16 protein-coding genes are annotated in these 17,241 nt (G+C 60.2%); 10 read left to right on the top strand and 6 right to left on the bottom strand.

The annotated features are described in order from the left end of the window. Entirely contained in the window at positions 1-738 is a 738-nt protein-coding gene (locus EC919_RS16620; protein ID WP_133775528.1) for a hypothetical protein, read from the bottom strand. 334 nt (positions 739-1,072) lie between these two features. On the opposite strand from EC919_RS16620, the gene glyA reads away from it, so the two are divergent. The 9 genes from glyA to EC919_RS16575 all read left to right on the top strand — a co-directional run bounded on the left by glyA (position 1,073) and on the right by EC919_RS16575 (position 11,483). Next, complete coding sequence (gene glyA, locus EC919_RS16615; protein WP_133775527.1) at positions 1,073-2,326, top strand: serine hydroxymethyltransferase; 1,254 nt, start codon at positions 1,073-1,075, stop codon at positions 2,324-2,326. A gap of 15 nt (positions 2,327-2,341) precedes the next feature. Then, positions 2,342-3,592 carry a sarcosine oxidase subunit beta family protein gene (locus EC919_RS16610; RefSeq protein ID WP_065991270.1) on the top strand — a complete coding sequence of 417 codons (1,251 nt, stop codon included), beginning with the start codon at positions 2,342-2,344 and terminating at the stop codon, positions 3,590-3,592. Positions 3,593-3,613: 21 nt separating this feature from the next. After that, entirely contained in the window at positions 3,614-3,928 is a 315-nt protein-coding gene (locus tag EC919_RS16605; protein ID WP_074886785.1) for a sarcosine oxidase subunit delta, read from the top strand. Then, positions 3,925-6,945: a sarcosine oxidase subunit alpha gene (locus tag EC919_RS16600; protein ID WP_133775526.1), complete on the top strand. Its 3,021-nt coding sequence runs from the start codon at positions 3,925-3,927 to the stop codon at positions 6,943-6,945. The genes EC919_RS16605 and EC919_RS16600 overlap by 4 nt, the downstream gene beginning before the upstream one ends. A gap of 220 nt (positions 6,946-7,165) precedes the next feature. Next, positions 7,166-7,798, top strand: a complete 633-nt coding sequence (locus tag EC919_RS16595) for a sarcosine oxidase subunit gamma (protein WP_133775525.1) — start codon at positions 7,166-7,168, stop codon at positions 7,796-7,798. 32 nt (positions 7,799-7,830) lie between these two features. Then, positions 7,831-8,688 carry a formyltetrahydrofolate deformylase gene (gene purU, locus EC919_RS16590; protein ID WP_133775524.1) on the top strand — a complete coding sequence of 286 codons (858 nt, stop codon included), beginning with the start codon at positions 7,831-7,833 and terminating at the stop codon, positions 8,686-8,688. Positions 8,689-8,855: 167 nt separating this feature from the next. Then, positions 8,856-10,055 carry a formaldehyde dehydrogenase, glutathione-independent gene (fdhA, locus tag EC919_RS16585; RefSeq protein ID WP_133775523.1) on the top strand — a complete coding sequence of 400 codons (1,200 nt, stop codon included), beginning with the start codon at positions 8,856-8,858 and terminating at the stop codon, positions 10,053-10,055. A 186-nt stretch (positions 10,056-10,241) separates the two neighbouring features. After that, positions 10,242-10,832, top strand: a complete 591-nt coding sequence (locus EC919_RS16580) for a DUF1190 domain-containing protein (protein WP_133775522.1) — start codon at positions 10,242-10,244, stop codon at positions 10,830-10,832. An 87-nt stretch (positions 10,833-10,919) separates the two neighbouring features. Continuing rightward, positions 10,920-11,483 carry a DUF2780 domain-containing protein gene (locus EC919_RS16575; RefSeq protein ID WP_133775521.1) on the top strand — a complete coding sequence of 188 codons (564 nt, stop codon included), beginning with the start codon at positions 10,920-10,922 and terminating at the stop codon, positions 11,481-11,483. Positions 11,484-11,587: 104 nt separating this feature from the next. Here EC919_RS16575 and EC919_RS16570 read toward each other — a convergent pair whose 3' ends face one another. Then, positions 11,588-12,475, bottom strand: coding sequence for an acyltransferase (locus EC919_RS16570; protein WP_133775520.1), 888 nt, complete (start codon positions 12,473-12,475; stop codon positions 11,588-11,590). Positions 12,476-12,694: 219 nt separating this feature from the next. Between EC919_RS16570 and EC919_RS16565 the strand changes: the two genes are divergently transcribed. Next, on the top strand, positions 12,695-13,195 hold the full coding sequence (locus EC919_RS16565) for an ATP-dependent zinc protease family protein (protein WP_133775519.1): 501 nt from the start codon (positions 12,695-12,697) through the stop codon (positions 13,193-13,195). Positions 13,196-13,423: 228 nt separating this feature from the next. Here the strand turns inward: EC919_RS16565 and EC919_RS16560 are convergent, their stop codons facing one another. From EC919_RS16560 to EC919_RS16545, 4 genes are all read right to left on the bottom strand, one after another. Next, entirely contained in the window at positions 13,424-14,053 is a 630-nt protein-coding gene (locus EC919_RS16560) for a glutathione S-transferase family protein (RefSeq protein ID WP_133775518.1), read from the bottom strand. 106 nt (positions 14,054-14,159) lie between these two features. After that, positions 14,160-15,473, bottom strand: coding sequence for an MFS transporter (locus tag EC919_RS16555; protein WP_133775517.1), 1,314 nt, complete (start codon positions 15,471-15,473; stop codon positions 14,160-14,162). Positions 15,474-16,059: 586 nt separating this feature from the next. After that, positions 16,060-16,545, bottom strand: coding sequence for a hypothetical protein (locus tag EC919_RS16550; RefSeq protein WP_133775516.1), 486 nt, complete (start codon positions 16,543-16,545; stop codon positions 16,060-16,062). 14 nt (positions 16,546-16,559) lie between these two features. After that, the gene (locus EC919_RS16545) at positions 16,560-17,048 is read right to left on the bottom strand and encodes an Hcp family type VI secretion system effector (protein WP_133775515.1); all 489 of its coding nucleotides are present in this window, start codon (positions 17,046-17,048) and stop codon (positions 16,560-16,562) included. Positions 17,049-17,241: the final 193 nt, after the last annotated feature.

The raw sequence follows: 17,241 nt of genomic DNA, 5'->3' as shown, positions 1-17,241 counted from the left end.
TCATTTGCCGAGGTCATGACGGGACCTCGGCACATCCGGCAGGGGCATATGCTTGAGGATCGGTGATGACGGCAATTCGGGATGAGTGGTGATGCCATATACGACCGACAGCTCGTTGGAACCGCTCGCCACATAGTAATCACCGGGCGCGGCACATCGAATGGCCTCGGCTTCCGTGACCGTTTTTGAGTAGCTGCGCCCTTCAACCGTGCGGATGTTGACCGAGACTTGGCTGTCTTCAGACACTCTGAAAGTCCTGTCCATCACGATGTCTTCCTCAGACGGGCTTACGTAAAAAGTCGAGCCTTTGGGGAGATACAGCGCAAGGTCGGATTCGACGGCCTGCGGTGCCGCGATGGGTGGTATTTCCCACAGATAGATATCGGCCACCACCTCTGCGTCCGGATAGGAAATGATCTTGAGAATGACCGAATAGAAACTGCCGTCCTGGTGAACAATGTCTTGGGGAGTGGCATAAAGCCTTGCATCGCTCACTGCAACGGTGGTCGAAAGAACGGCGTCCGAATCCTCGACGTATACCGCAACCAGCGCCTCAAGCGTGTTCAGCTCTCGAATAATCCTCAGCTTGACCGAGCCTTCAATATCCACCGTGTGAAACACGCCCTGAGTCAGAAAGAGCAGCGGTTCAGTCGCGGGTCCCTGCCGACTGACTGACTTCGCCCTTAGCGATTTCCATAACTGGGGAGTTAGCGTATGCGACCTTGCGATGGTGCCCATGATCATTCCCTTGAGTGAGTGGCTGCCCGCCGTTCCGTTGCCTCAAAAGTAGCCCCGCCATCGCTATTTGAATACTGTCATTGTTGACAGTATTCATGCCCGCTGGTCTGAGGTGTTGTGGAGTGCCGATGATTCGCGGCAGGCTCAGGGCCGACGTTCTGCTGCCCGCAGAATCGCGCAAATCCCGCTCCCCATCACCCCATGTCGTAAACGCGCCTTTGTGTGGCGTGCGTAGGCATCTGGGCTGTCAGCGTCAGCCATACCATCGTGGCCAAAGGGCAGCTCTAGGCCCTGTCGATCATTCAGGCGCCGCGCCGCCGCTGGGAGAACCGCGATGTTCAGCAAGCAAGACCAGATCCAGGGTTATGACGATGCACTGTTGGCGGCGATCGGTGCCGAGGAGCAGCGTCAGGAAGACCACATCGAGCTGATCGCCTCTGAGAACTACACCAGCAAGCGCGTGATGCAGGCCCAGGGCAGCGGCCTGACCAACAAATACGCCGAGGGTTATCCCGGCAAGCGTTATTACGGTGGTTGTGAGCACGTCGACAAGGTTGAACAACTGGCGATCGATCGCGCCAAGCTGCTGTTTGGTGCCGACTACGCCAACGTCCAGCCGCACTCCGGCTCTTCAGCCAACAGCGCGGTTTATCTGGCGCTGCTGCAAGCGGGCGATACGCTTTTGGGCATGAGCCTGGCCCATGGCGGTCACCTGACCCACGGCGCCAAAGTGTCGTCCTCGGGCAAGCTGTACAACGCCGTTCAATACGGCATCGATGTCGCCACCGGCCTGATCGATTACGACGAAGTCGAGCGACTGGCCGTCGAGCACAAACCGAAGATGATCGTGGCCGGTTTCTCGGCCTACTCCAAAACCCTGGATTTCCCGCGCTTTCGCGAAATCGCCGACAAGGTGGGCGCGCTGCTGTTCGTCGACATGGCCCACGTCGCCGGTCTGGTTGCTGCCGGTCTGTACCCGAACCCGCTGCCGTACGCCGATGTGGTCACCACCACTACCCACAAAACCCTGCGCGGCCCCCGAGGCGGCTTGATCCTGGCCAAGGCCAACGAAGAGATCGAGAAAAAGCTCAATTCTGCCGTGTTCCCGGGTGCCCAGGGCGGCCCGTTGATGCACGTGATTGCCGGCAAGGCGGTGTGCTTCAAAGAAGCCATGGAGCCCGGTTTCAAAGCCTATCAACAGCAAGTGATCGATAACGCTCAGGCCATGGCGCAAGTGTTCATCGACCGCGGCTACGACGTAGTGTCGGGCGGCACCGATAACCATCTGTTCCTCGTCAGCCTGATTCGTCAGGGCCTGACCGGGAAGGACGCCGATGCTGCTCTCGGGCGAGCGCACATCACCGTCAACAAGAACGCCGTGCCGAACGATCCGCAGTCGCCGTTCGTGACGTCGGGCCTGCGCATCGGCACCCCCGCCGTGACCACGCGCGGTTTCAAAGTTACCCAGTGCATCACGCTGGCAGGCTGGATCTGCGACATCCTCGACAATCTCGGCGACGCCGACGTCGAAGCCAATGTTGCCGAGCAGGTCTCCGCGCTGTGCGCCGATTTCCCGGTTTACCGCTGAGTCAGGAGTCGCACCATGCAGCATTACTCGGGCTTCGGCCTCTTCAAACACTCCCTCAGCCACCACGAAAACTGGCAGCGCATGTGGCGCACGCCGACCCCGAAAAAGGTCTACGACGTAGTCATCGTCGGCGGCGGCGGCCACGGTCTGGCGACGGCCTATTACCTGGCCAAAGAGCACGGCATCACCAACGTGGCCGTGGTCGAAAAAGGCTGGCTGGGCGGCGGCAATACCGCGCGCAATACCACCATCGTGCGTTCCAACTACCTATGGGACGAATCCGCGCACTTGTACGAACACGCGATGAAGCTGTGGGAAGGTCTGTCTCAGGACATCAACTACAACGTCATGTTTTCCCAGCGTGGCGTTTACAACCTGTGCCACACCCTTCAGGACATGCGTGATTCCGAACGCCGCGTCAGCGCCAACCGCTTGAACGGCGTCGACGGCGAGCTGCTCAACGGCAAGCAAGTGGCTGAAGAAATTCCGTACCTGGACTGCTCGAAAAACACCCGTTACCCGATCATCGGCGCAACGGTACAACGTCGCGGCGGTGTCGCGCGTCACGACGCCGTGGCCTGGGGCTACGCCCGCGCCGCCGATGCGTTGGGCGTGGACCTGATTCAACAGACCGAAGTGACCGGCTTTCGCAAGGAAAACGGCGTGTGCATCGGCGTTGAAACCAACAAGGGCTTCATCGGCGCCAAACGCGTCGGCGTGGTGACGGCCGGCAACTCCGGCCACATGGCCAAGCTCGCCGGGTTCCGTCTGCCGGTCGAGTCCCATCCGCTGCAAGCGCTCGTATCGGAGCCGATCAAGCCCATCATCGACAGCGTGATCATGTCCAACGCGGTGCACGGTTACATCAGCCAGTCCGACAAGGGCGACCTGGTGATTGGTGCCGGTATCGACAGCTGGATCGGCTATGGCCAGCGCGGCTCGTACCCGGTAATCGAGCACACCATTCAGGCCATCGTCGAGATGTTCCCGGTGCTTTCGCGGGTGCGCATGAACCGCCAGTGGGGCGGCATCGTCGACACCACACCGGACGCTTGCCCGATCATCTCCAAAACGCCTGTGCCGAACATGTTCTTCAACTGCGGTTGGGGCACCGGTGGCTTCAAGGCCACGCCGGGCTCGGGCAACGTGTTTGCCGCCAGTTTGGCGAAAGGCGAAATGCACCCGCTGGCCAAGCCCTTCTCAATTGACCGGTTCCACAACGGCGCGCTCATCGACGAGCACGGCGCCGCTGCGGTTGCGCACTGACCCACTCACAGGAGAAATCCCATGCTGCACATCTTCTGTCCTCACTGTGGCGAACTGCGCTCCGAAGAGGAATTCCACGTCTCCGGTCAGGCCCACATCCCGCGTCCGCTGGATCCGGCTGCCTGCACCGACGAGGAGTGGGGCGACTACATGTTCTTCCGCGACAACCCGCGCGGTCTGCATCACGAGTTGTGGATTCACGCAGCGGGTTGCCGTCAGTACTTCAACACCACGCGTGACACCGTGACCTACGAAATTCTCGAAACCTATCCGATCGGCACGCAGCCTCAGTTCGTCAATCCTGCGCCTGCGATCAGAAAGGGAGATCAGGTATGAGCCAGTCCAATCGCCTGCCCAACGGCGGCCGCATCGATCGCAGCAAGGTCCTGAATTTCAACTTCAATGGCCAGACCTATCAGGGTTTTGAAGGCGACACCCTGGCCGCCGCCTTGCTCGCCAATGGCGTCGACATTATTGGCCGCAGCTTCAAGTATTCCCGACCTCGCGGCATCTTTGCGGCAGGTTCCGAAGAGCCGAACGCGGTACTGCAGATCGGCGCGACCGAAGCCACGCAGATCCCCAACGTGCGTGCCACGCAACAGGCGCTCTATTCGGGCCTCGTCGCCACCAGCACCAACGGCTGGCCGAGCGTGAACACCGACATGATGGGCATTCTCGGCAAGGTCGGCGGCAAGCTGATGCCGCCGGGCTTCTACTACAAAACCTTCATGTACCCGCAATCGTTCTGGATGACCTACGAGAAGTACATCCGCAAAGCGGCGGGGCTCGGGCGTTCGCCGACCGAGCTCGATCCGGACACCTACGACAACATGAACCAGCACTGCGACGTGCTGGTCGTCGGCGCCGGGCCTGCAGGTCTGGCCGCTGCACTGGCTGCTGCGCGCAGCGGTGCTCGGGTCATACTCGCGGACGAGCAGGAAGAATTCGGCGGCAGCCTGCTGGACAGCCGCGAAAGTCTGGACGGCAAACCGGCAGCGGACTGGGTGGCGACGGTGGTGGCCGAACTCAAAGGCTTGCCTAACGTCACCCTGCTGCCGCGCGCCACGGTGAACGGCTACCACGACCACAATTTCCTGACCATTCACGAGCGGCTGACCGATCATCTCGGCGACCGCGCACCGATTGGTCAGGTGCGTCAGCGCATGCACCGGGTTCGCGCCAAGCGCGTGGTGTTGGCGAGCGGCACCCATGAGCGTCCGCTGGTTTACGGCAACAATGATGTGCCAGGCAACATGCTGGCGGGCGCCGTTTCCACTTACGTGCGCCGTTATGGCGTGGCGCCGGGCAAGAAACTGGTGCTGTCGACCAATAACGATTACGCCTATCGCGTGGCGCTGGACTGGCTTGATGCTGGCCTGCACGTGGTGGCTGTCGCCGATGCGCGTCACAACCCGCGCGGTGCGTTGGTGGAAGAAGCCCGCGCCAAAGGCATTCGTATCCTGACCGGCAGCGCCGTAGTTGAAGCCCGTGGCAGCAAGCGCGTCAGTGCCGCCCGCGTGGCGGCCATCGACGTCAAGGCCCACAAAGTCGCCAGCCCCGGCGAATGGCTCGACTGCGATCTGGTCGCCAGCTCCGGCGGTTACAGCCCGATCGTTCACCTGGCTTCGCACCTCGGTGGCAAGCCGGTCTGGCGCGAAGACATCCTCGGCTTCGTGCCGGGCGAAGCGCCGCAGAAACGCGTCTGCGTCGGCGGCGTGAACGGCGTTTACGCCCTCGGCGACTCGTTGGCCGACGGTTTTGAAGGTGGTGTTCGTGCTGCCAGCGAAGCCGGGTTTAAACCAGTCGAAGGTGTGCTGCCCAAAGCCCTGAGCCGCGTGGAAGAACCGACCCTGGCGCTGTTTCAGGTGCCGCACGAGAAGGGCACCGCCCGTGCGCCGAAGCAATTCGTTGACCTTCAGAATGACGTCACCGCAGCGGCCATCGAGCTGGCGACCCGTGAGGGTTTCGAGTCCGTCGAGCACGTCAAACGCTACACGGCGCTGGGTTTCGGTACCGACCAGGGCAAGCTCGGCAACGTCAACGGCCTGGCCATTGCGGCCCGCTCGCTGAACGTGTCGATCCCGGAAATGGGCACCACCATGTTCCGCCCGAACTACACGCCGGTGACCTTCGGCGCCATTGCCGGGCGTCACTGCGGTCACGTCTTCGAGCCTGTGCGCTTCACCGCGCTGCACGCCTGGCACGTGAAGAACGGCGCCGAGTTCGAGGACGTAGGGCAGTGGAAACGTCCGTGGTATTTCCCGAAAGCTGGTGAAGACATCCATGCCGCCGTGCGCCGCGAATGCAAGGCCGTGCGCGACAGCGTCGGTCTGCTGGACGCATCGACATTGGGCAAGATCGACATTCAAGGCCCGGATGCCCGTGAGTTTCTGAACCGCATCTACACCAACGCCTGGACCAAGCTCGATGTGGGCAAGGCCCGTTACGGCCTGATGTGCAAGGAAGACGGCATGGTCTTCGACGACGGTGTCACCGCCTGCATCGCCGACAACCACTTCATCATGACCACCACGACCGGTGGCGCTGCCCGCGTGCTGCAGTGGCTGGAAATCTATCAACAGACCGAATGGCCGGACCTGAAGGTGTACTTCACGTCCGTCACCGATCACTACGCGACCCTGACGCTGTCGGGCCCGAACAGCCGCAAGCTGCTCAGCGAAGTGACTGACATCGACCTGGGCCGTGAAGCGTTTCCGTTCATGACCTGGAAAGAAGGTCTGGTCGGCGGTGTGCCGGCGCGGGTGTTCCGGATTTCGTTCACAGGTGAGCTTTCCTACGAAGTGAACATCCAGGCCGACTACGCCATGGGCGTTCTGGAAAAAATCGCCGAAGCCGGCAAGCAGTACAACCTGACCCCGTACGGCACTGAAACCATGCACGTTTTGCGGGCCGAGAAGGGCTTCATCATCGTCGGCCAGGACACCGACGGCTCGATGACCCCGGACGATTTGAACATGGGCTGGTGTGTCGGTCGCACCAAGCCGTTCTCGTGGATCGGCCAGCGCGGCATGAACCGTGAGGATTGCGTGCGGGAAGATCGCAAGCAACTCGTCGGCCTGAAACCGATTGATCCGAACCAGTGGCTGCCGGAGGGCGCGCAACTGGTGTTCGATCCGAAGCAGTCGATCCCGATGAAGATGGTGGGCCACGTGACGTCGAGTTACGCAGCGAACTCGCTGGGCTATTCGTTCGCCATGGGTGTGGTGAAGGGCGGGCTGAAGCGCATGGGTGAGCGGGTGTTTGCGCCATTGGCGGATGGGTCGGTGATCGAGGCGGAAATCGTGTCCTCGGTGTTCTTCGATCCGAAGGGTGATCAGCAGAACGTGGAGTGATCGGGTGGGCGAGCGCGGTGTGTCTTACACGTCGCGTTGCCGGATCGGTTCGCCAGCAAGCCGGCTCCTACAGAGGAACGCGATCAATTGTAGGAGCGCGCTTGCCCGCGAAAATAGGTACATCCGATAAAGCTCTGTCGCCAGCAATACCCTTCGCGGGCAAGCGCGCTCCTACAAGGTCTGCGCTCACTGAAACAATAGAATTCAACACAGGTGCTCTATGACCACAGCCAACGTTTACCAACAGCGGCCAGCGACCGACGCCAAAGCCGAGTCGCCGCTGTTTCATGCTGACCTTCAAAGCCTGATCGGCAAGGGCCGCAGCAATCCGGGCGTCGTGCTGCGGGAGAAAAAACTGCTTGGTCACCTGACCATCCGTGGCAATGGTCACGATCCGGCGTTCACCGCCGGCGTGCACAAGGCGCTGGGTATGGAACTGCCGGGTGCGCTGGCGCTGGTGTCCAGCGGTGACAGTTCGATCCAGTGGCTTGGCCCGGATGAGTGGCTGCTGATCGTGCCGACCGGTGAAGAATTCGCCGTCGAGCAGAAGCTGCGAGAGGCGCTCTCGGGTCTGCACATCGCGATCGTCAACGTCAGCGGCGGGCAATCGCTGCTGGAGCTGACCGGCCCGAAGGTCCGCGAAGTGCTGATGAAATCAACCAGCTACGACGTGCACCCGAGCAGTTTTCCGGTGGGTAAAGCCATCGGTACGGTGTTCGCCAAATCGCAGCTGGTGATCCGCCGTACCGGCGAAGAGACTTGGGAACTGGTCATCCGCCGCAGCTTCGCCGATTACTGGTGGATGTGGCTGCAGGACGCAAGCGCGGAGTATGGCTTGGGCGTTGCTGCCTGATAACGGATTGACCACACGATCAAGGAATACCTATGAGCCGCGCCCCCGATACCTGGATTCTGACCGCCGACTGCCCCAGCGTGCTGGGCACGGTGGATGCGGTGACGCGTTACCTCTTCGAGCAGGGCTGTTACGTCACCGAGCACCATTCGTTCGATGACCGGCTGTCCAGCCGTTTTTTCATTCGTGTCGAGTTTCGCCAGCCGGAGGGGTTTGACGAGTCGTCGTTCCGTGCAGGTCTCGCCCAGCGCGGCGAATCCTTCGGCATGATTTTCGAGCTCACCTCCCCGAACTACCGCCCGAAAGTGGTGATCATGGTGTCCAAGGCCGACCACTGCCTCAACGATCTGCTTTACCGCCAGCGCATCAATCAGCTGTCCATGGACGTGGTCGCCGTCGTCTCCAATCACCCGGACCTCGAACCGCTGGCGCGCTGGCACGATATTCCGTACTACCATTTCCCCCTCGACCCCCACGACAAACCGGCGCAGGAAGCCAGGGTAATGAAGGTGATTGAAGACACCGGCGCCGAGCTGGTGGTGCTTGCCCGCTACATGCAAGTGCTGTCGCCGGAGCTGTGCCGCAAGCTCGATGGCAAGGCGATCAACATTCATCACTCGCTGCTGCCGGGTTTCAAGGGCGCCAAGCCCTATCACCAGGCTTACAACAAAGGCGTGAAACTGGTCGGCGCGACAGCCCATTACATCAACAACGACCTCGACGAAGGGCCGATCATCGCCCAAGGCGTGGAAGTGGTAGACCACAGTCACTACCCTGAAGACCTGATCGCCAAGGGCCGCGACATCGAAGGCCTGACCCTGGCGCGTGCAGTGGGTTATCACATCGAGCGACGGGTTTTTCTCAATGCCAACAGGACGGTGGTGCTGTAGGGGGTAGTTGCAAGCTTCAAGCTTCAAGCCGCAAGAGGAAAAGCGGCGTCACTCGCAACACGTTTCGGGCCCATGTAGTGGCAGCAGCGCTTTTGCTTGCTGCGTGAAGCGTGCGGCTTGAAGCTCACTGACTCACCCAATCAATAACAAATAGAGAGGTGACATGTATGTCCGGTAATCGTGGTGTGGTGTATCTCGGCGCAGGCAAGGTCGACGTACGGAAAATCGACTATCCCAAAATGCAGGACCCGCGCGGCAAGAAGATCGAGCACGGGGTGATCTTGCGCGTGGTTTCCACCAACATTTGTGGTTCCGATCAACACATGGTGCGTGGCCGAACGACGGCTCAGGTCGGCCTCGTACTGGGGCACGAAATCACCGGTGAAGTGATCGAGAAGGGCAGCGACGTCGAAAACCTCAAGATCGGTGATCTGGTGTCCGTGCCGTTCAACGTCGCCTGCGGCCGTTGCCGCTCCTGCAAAGAGCAACACACCGGCGTTTGCCTGACCGTTAACCCGGCCCGCGCCGGCGGTGCCTACGGTTATGTCGACATGGGCGACTGGACCGGCGGCCAGGCCGAATACGTGCTCGTGCCCTACGCCGACTTCAACCTGCTCAAACTTCCTGATCGCGACAAAGCCATGTCGAAGATCCGCGACCTGACCTGCCTTTCCGACATCCTGCCAACCGGTTATCACGGAGCGGTCACTGCCGGTGTCGGCCCGGGCAGCTCGGTGTACATCGCCGGTGCCGGTCCCGTGGGGCTTGCCGCTGCCGCATCAGCGCGCCTGCTCGGCGCGGCAGTCGTCATTGTCGGCGACGTCAACCCGGTTCGTTTGGCGCACGCCAAGGCCCAGGGTTTCGAGATCGCCGACCTGTCCAAGGACACCCCGCTCCACGAGCAAATCGCCGACCTGCTGGGCGAGCCTGAGGTGGACTGCGCCGTCGATGCCGTGGGCTTCGAAGCGCGCGGCCATGGACATGCGGGCGCCAAGGCCGAAGCCCCGGCCACCGTACTCAACTCGCTGATGGGGGTGGTGCGCGTCGCCGGCAAGATCGGCATTCCCGGCCTTTACGTGACGGAAGACCCGGGCGCCGTGGACGCTGCGGCCAAGGTCGGCGCGCTGAGCATTCGTTTCGGCCTGGGCTGGGCGAAATCCCACAGCTTCCACACCGGCCAGACGCCGGTCATGAAGTACAACCGTCAACTGATGCAGGCCATCATGTGGGACCGCATCAACATTGCCGACGTGGTGGGTGTGGAAGTGATCAGCCTCGACGACGCCCCGCGCGGTTACGGCGAATTCGATGCCGGTGTGCCGAAGAAATTCGTCATCGACCCACACAAACTGTTCAGCGCCGCATGATCTTCTGACCCTCACAAAAGGCGACCTTCGGGTCGCTTTTTTTATGCCTGACGTAGGCCTCTAGCCCCGCATTTGTAGGGCGTTTCTGAAAATAGTCGAGGAGCGTTTGAATTCCATTCCCGCTTGTTTCAGCGGCGTTTTCTCCGTGCTATTTGTCCTGCCCGTTTTTCAGCTGGTGAGTCATGCATGTTTGTCTGGTGGGTCAGAACCTCGATTCACTTCCTCGTCGCAACGCCGCTCATTGTCTTGCCTGCCACGCTGACCAGCGCTCACCTGGTGCCTGTTACATCGGGCTGGGTATCGTCGGAAATGTTCTTTGAAAATCCGAACGCGTGTATCTGGGGCGGGGTTGCGCCGCCGCTGTGCGAGGCCGGATACCGCGCGGCTTACCGTCAACATGTGCGCGTCGCACCGACCTACCGCGAGCTGGCGGACTGCGAGGCTGACTTTACCCCCGATGAGTGTTTCGCTGCCGACGTCTCCCGGCTGTGGTCGCCCTGGCTGTCCGGTTTCGCGATCATCACCCAGGTCCAGGTGAAATCCATCGGAGGTAGCGCCGACCCTCAGGTGCGCCTCTTCAGTGAGCCGCTCTATCGCGGTGCCGATCACCAGGGCGGCACGCGCTTGATCAGCCTGCGCGAGAAGCTTCACAACGGTGAGCATTTCGATAAGGCGTTCATTCGCCACCGGCTCCTGCAGGCAGGCTCGACGGCGGCGGATCAACGGCTGGCGCGGACCTTCGAGCCGCAGCGCTTGTTTTATGTCAGCAAACCCTGAGGCCCTGCGTGGAACTTCCCTCCGAGGGGCGGTCCAACGCGTGTTTACCCGGCCACGGCCGGTCTCCCGGAAAACGAGGTTGGTGCGATGAAAGTTCCACTGAAAAACGTACGCGGTGCTGCGCTGGCGAGCCTGATGGCGCTGGCAGCCACGCCGGTCTTCGCTTTCAATCTGAATGACGCGGCCAATGCCGTTTCCAACGCCACCGGCGGTCAGCAGAAGGCAACTGCCGCGCCTGAGGCCGCCGGGCTGTTGAACACGCTGGGTACGCAATTGAACGTCACGCCGGAGCAAGCGGTGGGCGGGACGGGCGCCTTGTTGGGGCTGGCCAAAAACAAGCTCGCCGGCAACGACTATTCGCAACTGAGCAAATCAGTGCCAGGCCTCGATCAACTGGCCGGCAATTCGGCCCTTGGCAGCCTGAGTGGTCTGGGTGGACTGTTGGGTAATTCCGGGAGCAGCAACTCTGCCCTGGATAGCGCGCTGGGTAACGTGCAGAGCATGGGCGACGTGAACAAGGCGTTCAGCGCGCTGGGCATGAACAGCAGCATGGTCAGCCAGTTCGTGCCGGTGATTCTGCAATACCTCGGTCAGCAAGGCGCCGGTAGTTCTGCGTTGCAGGCGTTGAGTGGCGTCTGGGGCGCCAAGTAAGCCTCAGGTATTTGTAGGAGCGCGCTTGCCCGCGAATGCATTCTGCCTATGACGGATCGGCTGCCTGAGACGCCGCCTTCGCGGGCAAGCGCGCTCCTACAGCGCTAATGAATCGCGCCCCGCAACTCGGCAATCCGCGCATCCTTCTCTTCCCACAGCCGGTTGACCCAGTCCTGCACATACACGCGAAACGCCGGGTCATTCTCGTAATCGCCTCGCCACAGCGCGGGGTCGAGTTCGCGGGTCCTGATGTCGACGATCACCCGTGGCACTCGTCCTGATAGCAAGTCCCAGAACCCCGGGATGCGCTCGCTCGGATACACGACCGTCACATCGAGCACTGCGTCCAGTTGCTCACCCATCGCCGCCAGCACGAAGGCGACGCCGCCCGCCTTGGGCTTGAGCAAGTAACGGTAGGGCGAAGTCTGCTCGGCTTTTTTGGCCGGGGTGAACCGTGTGCCTTCCAGATAATTCACCACCGTCACCGGCTGACGTTTGAACAGCTCGCATGCCTCGCGGGTGATCTCCAGATCCTTGCCCTTGAGCTCGGGATGTCTGGCCAGAAATGCCTTGGTGTAGCGCTTCATGAACGGGTAATCGAGAGCCCACCACGCCAGCCCAAGGAACGGCACCCAGATCAGCTCTTTCTTGAGGAAGAATTTGAAGAAGGGCGTACGTCGATTCAGCGCCTGCACCAGCGCCGGGATGTCTACCCACGACTGATGGTTACCGATGACCAGATAGGAAGTGTCACCACGCAGGCCTTCGTCGCCGCGGATTTCCCACTGGGTCGGCAGGCAGATTTTGAAAATCAGCTTGTTGATTTCACACCAGGTTTCGGCGATCCACATCACGGCTGCCGAGCAGTTGTCGCGCATTTCGCTCTGGAACACCAACTTGAGCAGTGCAAAGACCATCAGCGGGCCGATCAGCACCAGGGTATTGAGCAGAAGCAGCAGCGTGACAGCAATTCCGGTGAGCAGGTGACGCATAAGGCACTCGCGATCGACAGGGTGGCGCGCAATGATAAGCAGGCCGGGCGCCGGGCGCAAAATCCTGGTGATACCGACGAATGTTTCACGCCTTTGTCGGTACGCTCCGTATGCTTGGCTCGCTTGCCGCTGAGCGCGAAGCCTGGCGCGAACCATCGGCAAAGTGACGGTCTAAACCGGGCACACGCCCCCGCCCATTCATCACGAGGAATCAGATCCGTGAAATCCCTTCTGGCGCTTATGTCTTTGCTGGCGTTGCCTGTCATGGCTGCCGAACCGACGTTGTACGGCCGTTACGAATACATTCAGGTCTCGGAGATCGGCGAGACGTTCAAGGCCAAGATGGACACCGGCGCGTTGACCGCATCGTTGTCGGCCAAGGACATCGAACTGTTCAAGCGCGATGGCGATGACTGGGTGCGCTTCCGTCTGGCGACCAAGGACGCTGACAGCAAAGTGTACGAACACAAGGTTTCGCGCATCAGCCGGATCAAGGGCCGCTCCGAAGGCGACGATGAAGAAGAACCGGCTGACCCGACCAAGCGCCCGGTTGTGGACCTCGAGCTATGCCTGGGCAACGTGAAACGCACCGTGGAGGTCAACCTCGTCGACCGCAGCCACTTCAACTACCCGTTGCTGATCGGCGCCAAGGCCCTGCGTGAATTCGGCGCAGCGGTTAACCCGGCCCGTCGTTATACGGCGGACAAGCCTGAGTGCTGATGAGTGTTGTGATGATTTCGATGAGCCGGCGAAGGCGATCAGCCTGCGCCCTCAACATCGCTTGACCCACCGCCTTCGCGGGCAAGCGCGCTCCTACAATGGATCTGCGCAGCTCCCGAAATCTCAGGCGTAGGCGAAATCCGTAGGAGCCGGCTTGCTGGCGAACGCGGTGGGTCAGCGCTGAGAATATCGACTGACTCAACGCCTTCGCATACTTGCCAGCGTTCGCTACGCAGGCGGCTGGGTTTCCAGCATCGACGGCCGCTGGCTGACTTCGCAATACCAACTCGCCAATCGCGGGTAGCTGCTACGCCATCCCAGATTGGGCTGGCGGAAATCCAGATAGCCCACTGCACATGCCACGCTGATCGATGCGACGTCGAAGTGCGTACTCAATTCGGTGACGGCTTCGGCTTCGAAGTAGGCCAGCGTGCGAGCGATTTTTTCCTGCTGGGCATCGAGCCATTCCGACCAGTGTTTCTCCTCGGGACGCAAAAAGGTCTCGTAACGGATGAGCAGCGCAGCGTCCATAAGGGCATCGGCCAGTGACGCAAGCGTCAACCGTCGCCAGCGCGCCGAGCCTTCCTTGGGAATTAGGGGGTTGCCGACGTGCTGTTGATCCAGGTATTCGAGAATCACCCGACTGTCATGGATCACGTTGTCGTCGGCCAGACACAACGCCGGAATTTTCCCGCACGGGTTATCGCGACAGACTTCAACGTCGGGGCTGACGGGGGTGAGGGCAACCGCCTTGAGACTGACCCGGTTTGCCTGTCCGGTTTCATGAAGCAAGATCATCACCTTGCGCGCGAATGGCGAAGCGGCGTTGTAGTACAGCGTCATGCTGGGCGCAGACATGGACATTCCTCTGATCGGCCTGGTCCTCCAGACTAGTGAGGGCCAGGACGCTGTGCAATATCCGGATGGTATGCCGGGCCGGTTTACGACGGCCCGGACAGAGATGTCAGACCGTCGGGACCCCATCTGCCGGTTCAGCCGATGCACTGCCGGATTGCGCCGAAGGTGTGCCGGTCAACAGCGGCTTGGCGACAAACCAGATGATCGTGGCAGCGATGAGATCGAAAGCGGCCAGCGCCACGAACAGCGGGCTATAGCCGACTTTGGTGACCATGATCCCGAGCACCAGCGTGAACAACGCCGCGCCGAGAAACCCGAACATACCGCCCAGGCCAGTCGCGGTGCCCACTTCGTTCTTGCCGAAGGAGTCCGAGGTGATCGCATACAACGCGCCCGACAGCGTCTGGTGCGCAAAGCCGCCGGCGCACAACAGCGCGATTGCGACATAAGGGCTGTCCACCAGACCGATGCAGCCAGGGCCGATCATGCACAGCGAGCCGAACACCATTACCATCTTGCGCGACGTCAGCAGCGACACGTTGAAGTGCTTGTAGAAAAAAGGGCTCAGGTAGCCGCCCAACACGCAGCCGATGTCGGCAGCGAGAAAAGGCAGCCAGGCAAACATCGCGATTTCCTTGATGTTCATGTGGCGTTCGGTCATCAGGTACAGCGGAATCCAGGCGTTGAACGTCTGCCAGGCCGGCTCCGAGAGCATGCGTGCCGAAGCGATTGCGTAGAAATTGCGGGTGCCGACGATCTTCTTCCAGCTGGCGTGCTTGGTCGGCGCGTCCTTCAGGTGGGATTCCTGACCCGCAAGAATGTAATCGCGCTCTTCATCGCCCAGCAGACGCTGATTACGGGGGTGCTTGTAGAAAAATAGCCAGCCCGCGCTCCACAGCAGGCCCAGCCCGCCGACGATGACGAACGCGATCTGCCAGCCGCTGTGCAGGATCGCCCAGACCACGAGGGGAGGGGCCAGCAACGCGCCGATCGATGAGCCGATGTTGAACCAGCCGATGGCGACCGAGCGCTCTTTGGCCGGAAACCACTCCGTGGTTGCTTTGATCGCCGCAGGAAAACCCGCCGCTTCAGTGATGCCCAGCAAGCTGCGCAGGAACGCCAGACTCTGCCAGCCCGTGGCCATGGCCGCTGATGCGCAGGCGACTGACCAGGCGATGGCAAACACTGCAAAGCCGATCTTCGTGCCGATGGCGTCGATCACATAGCCGGCAACCGGCTGCATGAATGCATAGCCCATCTGCCACGCGATGACGACGTGCGAGTACTGTTCGGTGGAAATGTTCAGCTCGCTCATCATGGTGGGAGCGGCGACGGAGAGGGTGTTACGCGCGAGATAGTTGACGATCAGACCGCCGGTTATCAGCGCGACCATCCACCAACGGATGCCTTTGATTTTCATCGAATCCACTCTGGGTATTGTTTTTATTTGGCGGCGATCGTTATACGTCGTCGTATGACTGGATTTAGTCAAACGCACGATTTCTTGTCAATTGAAATACCGCAAAGCGCTCATTATATTTCTTAATGTAACGGGCTTGTCACTGGCGCTGCGGGGTTTTGGATGATCGCGTGCCTATGGAGTCGGGAATTTCGGGGGCAGAACGCAGGCCTGCCGGATTTGTAAATTGCGTGAGGTCATGTGATGACTGGAATGGCGGGAGGTGCTTGCCCCGCGCCAAGAGGAGCGTGGGACAAGCCTGTTGATGGGTGAAGCAATGCGATTCGCTACTTTGGCTCGTCGTCACGCCACCAGCTGTATATCACCAGGTCTACTCCGAGATAGAAAATGCCAAATAACAGTGTTTCGTAATCCAGGAAGTAAGCATCTTGCACTTCTTCGATTGCAACAATCCATGAGATGACGTACTTGAAGTAGAAGACTATCAGCGCCAAGCCAGTCAAGCATTGATAGAGTCTTGGTACGGGAATTCGCCGTATACCCCAGATTACAAAACACATAATTGCCACGGACAGGCCAGTTCCCATCAGCGGCCGCCGTTCACTTTCAGGATTAAGGATGCTGACGAGCGTTGAGGACCGATGCCACCTGACACTTGGGCATCAATACTGACGATGACGTCTCCTGAATGAAAGATCGGCAATCTGTTTTTGGTCGCCGAGGCGGATGTTGTTCCAGCGACCTTTTGCGCGATGCTCCCTAACGGTGACGCAAGTTTTCCTCCGATGGAGCCAACTAGGGTTCCTATCGTAGCCCTCTGATCATTAAGCAGGTCTGCTGAGTTTCGGCTCACTGGTTGTGACACCGCAAGCACCATCCGGCAAGGCCGCCCCTGTGCAAGCATTCGCTCGTAGGTTTCCTCAATCAACCGGGAGACCTCAAAATGATTCTTGGTTATTTCCGGCAGGTTGATCGTTCTCAACGATGGGGCATCGTCCGGCTGCACGGTGAAGTGGATAAGCGTAAACACGACACCGTAATGGCCGACATGTTGGGTACGTTCGAAGTCCATGACCTGTCCCTCGCTCAGCAATATTGCTTATTGCCGATCCTGTCCCATCCGCCCGTTACGCTGCCGGCCGCGCTCCCGTCGTTTCTTTTTTGCAGGGTGTAGGTCGAGCGGATACGGCCGTAGTTGAGCTGGATGAGTTCGGTGGGAATGCCGTCGTTGGCCAGTTGGTTGTATTCGGCAATGATCACTTCTTCGAGAATGATTTCGTAGAACTTCATTTTGTCGCCCCCTGCACGGTGGACGGAAAGCTTCACTTCCTTGAAGTGCGCTCCGGCGCAGTTGGCTGCCATCAGTTTGCAGCTCGACTTGTCGAGCATCTTGGTCAGCGTCAGGTTGCTGAGTGTGGTACGCCCGGAAGTTGCGCCGCCTGCCGTGCTGGCTGTAACGGACGCGGACTGGTAGGTGCCGAACGAATACCCGGTGATTTCAATCCAGTCTTTGCACTGCTCATCCAGTGCTTCGCCAGGTATGCCGTCAATCTTCAAAAATGCGTCGAGCGCCATGGTGGGTCTTCCCGATGGATAGTGTGGATGCCCTGCCAGGGCGGAATATCGATTATCGGGAGGGTGACTCGCAGGGGAGGCCAGTTTGGGTGTCGGAGCGTGCAGGACGCTTACTGTTGTTTTGAGGGAGTCTTCTTACAGACTTGTTCGACTTATAACCAAGGGATGCCAGGCAGGATGTGATGCTTTACTG

It is taken from the genome of Pseudomonas graminis, assembly GCF_004364335.1.
Taxonomy (GTDB): Bacteria; Pseudomonadota; Gammaproteobacteria; order Pseudomonadales; family Pseudomonadaceae; genus Aquipseudomonas; species Aquipseudomonas graminis_D.
Note: the sequence above shows the minus strand (reverse complement) of the source record. Positions and strands in the feature narration are given on the sequence as shown.